Origin of the sequence: Citrobacter sp., assembly GCF_050252275.1 — a bacterium.
In the GTDB taxonomy this organism is placed as follows: domain Bacteria; phylum Pseudomonadota; class Gammaproteobacteria; order Enterobacterales; family Enterobacteriaceae; genus Citrobacter_A; species Citrobacter_A amalonaticus.
Genome location: NZ_JBFWLF010000287.1, coordinates 1 through 5,828, shown reverse-complemented (window position 1 = coordinate 5,828; position 5,828 = coordinate 1). Strand labels below are relative to the sequence as shown.

10 protein-coding genes and 1 pseudogene are annotated in these 5,828 nt (G+C 51.9%); 6 read left to right on the top strand and 5 right to left on the bottom strand.

The features are described 5' to 3' along the window. Together AB7E14_RS19500 and AB7E14_RS19495 are read left to right on the top strand one after the other, a co-directional pair. Positions 1–123: hypothetical protein (locus AB7E14_RS19500; RefSeq protein WP_428169822.1), on the top strand; the 123-nt coding region annotated here is incomplete at its 5' end. Positions 124–281: 158 nt separating this feature from the next. Beyond that, the gene (locus AB7E14_RS19495) at positions 282–635 is read left to right on the top strand and encodes a DUF4156 domain-containing protein (protein ID WP_042999161.1); all 354 of its coding nucleotides are present in this window, start codon (positions 282–284) and stop codon (positions 633–635) included. 166 nt (positions 636–801) lie between these two features. Here AB7E14_RS19495 and yjeJ read toward each other — a convergent pair whose 3' ends face one another. Together yjeJ and epmB are read right to left on the bottom strand one after the other, a co-directional pair. Continuing rightward, complete coding sequence (yjeJ, locus tag AB7E14_RS19490; protein WP_316962129.1) at positions 802–1,668, bottom strand: YjeJ family protein; 867 nt, start codon at positions 1,666–1,668, stop codon at positions 802–804. A gap of 161 nt (positions 1,669–1,829) precedes the next feature. Continuing rightward, on the bottom strand, positions 1,830–2,858 hold the full coding sequence (epmB, locus tag AB7E14_RS19485; RefSeq protein ID WP_058587214.1) for an EF-P beta-lysylation protein EpmB: 1,029 nt from the start codon (positions 2,856–2,858) through the stop codon (positions 1,830–1,832). A 41-nt stretch (positions 2,859–2,899) separates the two neighbouring features. Here epmB and efp point away from each other — a divergent pair, with 41 nt between their 5' ends. From efp to ecnB, 3 genes are all read left to right on the top strand, one after another. Beyond that, complete coding sequence (efp, locus tag AB7E14_RS19480) at positions 2,900–3,466, top strand: elongation factor P (RefSeq protein ID WP_042999164.1); 567 nt, start codon at positions 2,900–2,902, stop codon at positions 3,464–3,466. A gap of 63 nt (positions 3,467–3,529) precedes the next feature. Beyond that, a complete protein-coding gene (locus AB7E14_RS19475; RefSeq protein ID WP_042999165.1) occupies positions 3,530–3,664 on the top strand; it encodes an entericidin A/B family lipoprotein in 135 nt (44 codons plus the stop codon). Positions 3,665–3,772: 108 nt separating this feature from the next. Beyond that, complete coding sequence (gene ecnB / locus AB7E14_RS19470; RefSeq protein ID WP_042999166.1) at positions 3,773–3,919, top strand: lipoprotein toxin entericidin B; 147 nt, start codon at positions 3,773–3,775, stop codon at positions 3,917–3,919. A gap of 33 nt (positions 3,920–3,952) precedes the next feature. Here the strand turns inward: ecnB and AB7E14_RS19465 are convergent, their stop codons facing one another. Further along, positions 3,953–4,543, bottom strand: a complete 591-nt coding sequence (locus AB7E14_RS19465; RefSeq protein ID WP_044328366.1) for a LuxR C-terminal-related transcriptional regulator — start codon at positions 4,541–4,543, stop codon at positions 3,953–3,955. A gap of 256 nt (positions 4,544–4,799) precedes the next feature. Between AB7E14_RS19465 and sugE the strand changes: the two genes are divergently transcribed. Next, positions 4,800–5,117, top strand: coding sequence for a quaternary ammonium compound efflux SMR transporter SugE (gene sugE, locus AB7E14_RS19460; protein ID WP_042321373.1), 318 nt, complete (start codon positions 4,800–4,802; stop codon positions 5,115–5,117). Here sugE and AB7E14_RS19455 read toward each other — a convergent pair. Further along, positions 5,114–5,647, bottom strand: a complete 534-nt coding sequence (locus tag AB7E14_RS19455; RefSeq protein ID WP_042999168.1) for a lipocalin family protein — start codon at positions 5,645–5,647, stop codon at positions 5,114–5,116. The genes sugE and AB7E14_RS19455 overlap by 4 nt on opposite strands. 107 nt (positions 5,648–5,754) lie before the next feature. Beyond that, a pseudogene (locus tag AB7E14_RS19450) lies at positions 5,755–5,828 on the bottom strand (fumarate reductase subunit FrdD); the annotation flags it as partial.

Below are 5,828 nucleotides of genomic sequence, written 5' to 3'. Positions count from 1 at the left end.
TCTGTGGCTGGCCTGATGATTACCACCGAGTGCATGGTAACCGACCTGCCGAAAGGCGACGCGCCTGACTTAGGTGCTGCTGGTGGTATGGGCGGCATGGGTGGTATGGGCGGCATGATGTAATCGCCTACACCCTGCATCCTTCAGGCTGCAGGGTGTTTATCTCCCAGAAATGAGAAACCCTCGGGCAGAAATGTTCGGGGGTTTTTCTTTTGGTCATCTTTTTAGTATAAGATTCAGTGACGGACAAAACGTCCAGCTCATTGATTATGGGGAATAACATGCACGTGAAATATTTAGCAGGGATCGTCGGTGCCGCGCTACTGATGGCGGGTTGTAGCTCCAGCAACGAACTGAGTTCCGCAGGGCAAAGCGTTCGCTTTGTGGAAGAGAAGCCAGGCGCTGAATGTCAGTTGATTGGCACGGCCACCGGGAAGCAAAGCAACTGGCTTTCAGGTCAGCACGGTGAAGAAGGCGGTTCTATGCGTGGTGCGGCAAATGACCTGCGCAACCAGGCAGCAGCGATGGGCGGCAACGTGATTTATGGCGTCAGCAGCCCGAGCCAGGGCATGTTATCCAGCTTTGTCCCGACCGCCAGTGAGATGATTGGCCAGGTTTATAAGTGCCCTAATTGATTACACTTCATCCTTCAACCAGCCTCTTTGTTGGCTGCGCTGTGAAACCCCAGTCACATAGTTATCTATGCTCCTGGGGATTTCTTCGCTTGCCGCCGCGATTCTGATTGAATGATTTTGTGTAATGACTCGAAGTTATGTCGTAGGCCTGATAAGCGTAGCGCCATCAGGCGTGCTGTGTTGCGGCGTTAACGGACTGAACCCGTAAATGATGTAGCGCGCGCAGGCATTGCTCCTGGGTCAGCGTATGCGCTTTATTGGCCGTCAGCGTTCTGACAGAGACCTGACACGGTTTACCTGCCAGCTTTTTCAGCCTCGGGCTAAAGTCGAGTACACGACGGGAAATGGCTTCCGCCTCTTTACTACCCGATGGAACGCGGGTTTTCACGACAGCGCCGCAGAACCGTTCCTTTCCTGTTTCATCCGTAAAACGATAAAGTACCGCAAGATAATGCGTGAAAAGCGCGTGTTTCCACTCTGACTGCGTGTAGGCGTCGTATTCCAGTCGCTCATGGTCCAGACAGTCCGCATCGTACAGCGGCAAAAAATCCAGCAACGAGGAGATCCTCAGTGCCAGTTCCCGCATACCCGCGTTCTCTATCGCCCGAATAATGGCATACACCAAAGTATCAATCTGCAATTCGTTCACCCGCAGGTCGCAGGTTGTGCCATCGTGAAGCGTGAAGGTCAGTGTGATGTTGTCACCACTCGCGTCAGTTAAGGCGACGGCGGTGACACGACGATGAATACCCGCATGTCGAAGTTCGTTTTCCACCATCGCGGGAATGTTTTCCTGCATTTTCTTGCTGATAGCATCGCGCGTTTTTTCGTAGTGCTGACGTTCGGCAGCGTTCAGTTGCTGTTTCTGGTACAGACGACTTTCCACGGCAATCAGCAGATCGCGTAATTCCAGCGCAGGTAGAAAAAACAGCGATTCCTTGTTCCTTAGCTCTTTAATTTTCAGCGCCAGCGCGATGAATTCGTTCGCTTTACGAATAACACCCGTATTCACTCCTTTGATACTGATAGCCATAACGGTTCTCCCTCACCAATAATAAATTCAGCGATTAGTTGCGACTTATACATATGATTTTTAAATATATAGTTCGCAAGGTGTCGCTAAAATAGCATACAGAATGGGGGAATCCGGGGTTTTGGCGACAGGTGTCCGGATACGGACACCTGATTGCGAGGTTATTGTTGACGCAGTTGTAAATCCAGTGGTGTTTTACTCGGTTCGCCGCCAATTTCCCGCGCCAGTTTGGGTACCATATAACCCGAGACCAGGGTGAGCAGTTCACGCACAATCTGGCGCGCGTCATCATCCGTCACCATGAAATGCGTCGCCCCCTGCACTTTATCCAGCACGTGCAGGTAATAGGGCATGACGCCCGCATCAAACAGCGCATTACTGAGGTTCGCCAGCGTCTGCGCGTTATCATTGACGCCACGCAGCAGGACGCTCTGATTGAGCAGCGTAACGCCTGCGATGCGTAGTTTCGCCATTGCTTGTCGAAACGCGTCATCCACCTCGTTAGCGTGGTTAATGTGATTCACCAGCAGGATCTGCAGCGAAGAACGGGTGAAGCGGGCAACCAGCCCCTCCGTAATCCTCGCAGGGATGACGATGGGCAGGCGACTGTGAATACGCAGACGTTTGATATGGGGAATGGCTTCCAGTTGTGTGAGCAGCCAGTCCAGCTCATGATCTTTGGCCATCAGCGGATCGCCGCCGGAGAAAATGATCTCATCCAGCTCGGTATGCGCGCTAATGTAGTCCAGCGCCGTCTGCCAGTTTCGCTTATTTCCCTGATTTTCGGCGTACGGAAAGTGGCGACGGAAGCAATAGCGACAATTTACCGCACAGCCGCCTTTCACCAGCAGCAGCGCCCGGTTACGGTATTTATGCAGCAGTCCCGGTACGACGCTATGCTGTTCTTCCAGCGGATCGGTGGAGAAACCCGGCGCGGTAATAAACTCATCTTCGGAGGTAAGTACCTGACGTAAAAGCGGATCGTCAGGATTACCTTTTTCCATACGTGCGATAAATGCACGCGGCACGCGCAGGGCGAACAGCCGTTTGGCGTCGCGTCCAGCCAACAGTTTTTCATCTGCGTCTATATTCAAAAGACGCAGGAGTTCATCGGGATTGGTCACAACATCGGCAAGTTGCGATAACCAATCTTCTCTGGATGGGGTATTTAGGGTTACAATATGCGCCATTTTGTGGCTTAGCTACCAGTTAACAATTTTCAGAGGGCCTTATGGCAACGTACTATAGCAACGATTTTCGTGCTGGTCTTAAAATCATGTTGGACGGCGAACCTTATGCGGTTGAAGCCAGCGAATTCGTTAAACCAGGTAAAGGTCAGGCTTTTGCTCGCGTGAAACTGCGTCGCCTGCTGACCGGTACTCGCGTTGAGAAAACCTTCAAGTCGACTGACTCTGCTGAAGGCGCTGACGTTGTAGATATGAACCTGACTTACCTGTACAACGACGGCGAGTTCTGGCACTTCATGAACAACGAAACCTTCGAGCAGCTTTCCGCAGATGCTAAAGCGATTGGCGATAGCGGAAAATGGTTGCTGGATCAGGCTGAGTGCATCGTGACCCTGTGGAACGGTCAGCCTATCTCCGTGACGCCGCCGAACTTTGTTGAACTGGAAATCGTTGATACCGATCCGGGTCTGAAAGGCGATACCGCTGGTACAGGTGGTAAGCCAGCAACGCTGTCTACTGGCGCCGTAGTTAAAGTGCCTCTGTTCGTTCAGATTGGCGAAGTGATTAAAGTGGATACGCGTTCAGGCGAATACGTTTCCCGCGTTAAATAATCTGCGCGTTTAGCTCATTATGGTGCAGCAACTTTGCTGCGCCATTGTTTATCCAGGGCAGGAATGATGAAACGTCTTCTCGGTCTTGTAACACTGATTCTTCTCACCACCTCGTTGCTGGCGGGCTGCAATACCGCGCGCGGCTTTGGTGAGGATATTAAGCACCTCGGCAATTCTATTTCCCACGCGGCCAGTTAATTTTCTTCTCATCGTCCTAAAAAGCGTCTATCTCCCGGCATTGTTCGGGATCTTGTCTATGATTAAGTGGCACTACACAAATAACATTGGCTAGAAAAGGAAGACGTTATGGTTAAAAAGACAATTGCAGCGATCTTTTCTGTGTTAGTACTTTCCTCCGTGTTGACTGCGTGTAACACCACACGTGGTGTGGGCGAAGACATCTCCGACGGCGGCAACGCTATTTCAGGCGCAGCAACCAAAGCTCAGCAGTAACGGTGAAAACGGTACGGCAGTGTTGTCGTGCCGTTAATTTTTCAGTTCGGCTGGCGCAAGAAACGGCGAAAAGCGATTATCCATGTGTAACTTCATGCGGATATTGCGTTTGTAGGTGTACACCGTTTTGCCATGAATACTGAGCGCACAGGCAATAGCGTTGTTACTCGCCCCCTCCATCCACATCGTCAGTACTTTCTCTTCTTGTGGTGTAAGCAGCGTCGAGGCATTGCCGGGCGCTTCCGATACCGAGCCGCTCAGCAGGGCGTTGTGGATATTTTCAGCCAGTATCGCCAAAGAGACCTGCTTGGTTAATGACGCACAGACAGGATAGCGCTGCGTCTCTACCATCACGCCTCCTGACTCCAGTAATATCAACGGACTGCTGCCGCAGGCGAGTAAAAATGGGGCAATGGACTCGGCCGACAGGGTGTCGTTGAGAAAACCGTATAAGTCCGCAATAACCAGGTGAGGTTTCCACTGCTGGATGTGCTCTTTAACCAGTAAGAGATTATTGAGCCCAGAGACCAGAAACGACGTATTAAAGAGTTCGGAATGATTAAGCCATGCCTCGATCCCTGTGCGGGTGAAGTGGCAACGGTCAATCACTAATATTTTCAACATAGCGTTTTCGCATTCAGAAGTAAGGCAAATGGCTTCCTGACTTCAGAAAGCGTCCCATCATAGAGAAGTCGGATGAGTGCTGAATGCGCAAAATACGCAGCGAAATGCGCCTAATTCAAGCTTTTAGGTGCGGAAAGATAAAAATGTTGAAATTCACCGCCGCTCGGGCAAGAATGTTTTTTCCACCTTCAGCTTTGCAGGACGACCTGCGAACGCTTCTTTCATCGGGGACGGCCCCATTTCTCTGGAGCCTGATATGTCCTGGATAATCTTATTAATCGCCGGTCTGCTTGAAGTCGTTTGGGCGGTGGGGCTGAAATATACCCACGGTTTTAGTCGCCTGACACCGAGTATCATCACCATTGCCGCGATGATCGTCAGTATGGCGCTCCTTGCGTGGGCGATGAAAACGCTACCCGTGGGTACCGCGTATGCCGTGTGGACAGGGATTGGCGCCGTCGGTGCCGCCATCACCGGTATTCTGCTGCTGGGCGAATCGGCCAATCCCATGCGTCTGGCAAGTCTGGCGTTAATCGTTGTCGGTATTATTGGTCTGAAATTAAGCACCCACTAATCGCCGGGCTGCTTCACCCAGATAAGTTTATTGACATCAAACCCTTCCCGGGTCGCGACGGCCAGCATCTGCTGCTTCATTTCGTCAGAAATGGTTGGCGTGCGGGCGAGTATCCACAAGTAGTCGCGATCCGGGCCGCAGACCAGCGCGTGTCGGTACTCTCTGTCGAGCGCGATAACGTTATACCCGCCGTAGAAAGGCCCAAAGAACGAAACCTTCAGCGCTGCGCGGCTTGGGTCACCGGTAAAATAGGCTTTTCCTTCACTTTGCTGCCATCTGTTCCTGTCCGGATTCCAGCCTTTATTGATGACAGTAAGGCCACCGTCATCGCGCTGGCTATAAGTCGCCGTGACCTTCTCCAGTCCGCGTTCAAAGCGATGATCAAAGCGGGCAATTTCGTACCAGGTTCCGAGATAGCGTTTGGCATCGAAGTTATTCACCACGGTAACGCCCTGTGGCGGGGTTGGGGTACTACAGGAGACCACCAGAAACGCAGCGGTTACAGCGGCAACGATGGGGAGCAGGCGCATAGTTTTATCCTTAGGGTGTTTTTTCCTAAGTGTAGAACCTGGCGGGGGAAATAATGGCGGGAATGATAAAAACGCCCTCTTATCAGCAGACAAGAGGGCGGATGACGTTAGACGGACAGAATGCCAATCGCCGTGACGACGGTCAGGATGGCTGCCAGACCGTAGAACACCCATTTGCCAG